Below are 724 nucleotides of genomic sequence, written 5' to 3'. Positions count from 1 at the left end.
TCCATTCGCGGCGCTGGCCGAACTCGCCGCCCATGAAGAGCAGCTTCTTGCCGGGGTGGGCCCACATCAGGCCGAAGAGCGCGCGCAGGTTGGCGAACTGCTGCCACTCGTCGCCGGGCATCTTGTCGATCAGCGAGCCCTTGCCGTACACCACCTCGTCGTGCGAGAGGGGCAGCACGAAGTTCTCGTTGAAGGCGTACACCAGCGAGAACGTGAGCTTGTGGTGGTGATACCGGCGGTTGATCGGGTCTTCCTTGAAGTAGGCCAGCGTGTCGTGCATCCAGCCCATGTTCCACTTCATGCCGAAGCCGAGGCCGTTCATCTCCAGCGGCCGCGAGACCATCGGCCAGGCGGTCGATTCCTCCGCGATGCTCACCGTGTCCGGATGGTCGCGGTAGAGCGAGCGGTTCAGCAGCCGCATGAACTCGATCGCCTCCAGGTTCTCGCGCCCGCCGTGGCGGTTGGGAATCCATTCGCCATGCTTGCGCGCGTAGTCGAGGTAGAGCATGGAGGCCACGGCATCCACGCGCAGGCCGTCCAGGTGGTATTTGTCGAGCCAGAACAGGCCCGACGAGATGAGGAAGCTGCGCACCTCGTGCCGGCCGTAGTTGAAGATGGCCGAGTTCCATTCGGGATGGAAGCCCTGGCGCGGGTCCGAGTGCTCGTAGAGGTGCGTGCCGTCGAATTCGGCCAGGCCGTGGCCGTCCATGGGGAAGTGCGAGGG

At 64.6% G+C, this 724-nt stretch carries 1 pseudogene; it reads right to left on the bottom strand.

Going from position 1 to position 724, the window contains the following annotated elements:
• Positions 1–724, bottom strand: a pseudogene (locus tag FJV41_RS57040) (1,4-alpha-glucan branching enzyme); the annotation flags it as partial.

This window comes from Myxococcus llanfairpwllgwyngyllgogerychwyrndrobwllllantysiliogogogochensis, from assembly GCF_006636215.1.
Classification (GTDB): Bacteria; Myxococcota; Myxococcia; order Myxococcales; family Myxococcaceae; genus Myxococcus; species Myxococcus llanfairpwllgwyngyllgogerychwyrndrobwllllantysiliogogogochensis.
The sequence above is the reverse complement of the archived record's forward strand: the minus strand, read 5'-3'. Positions and strand labels throughout refer to the sequence as shown.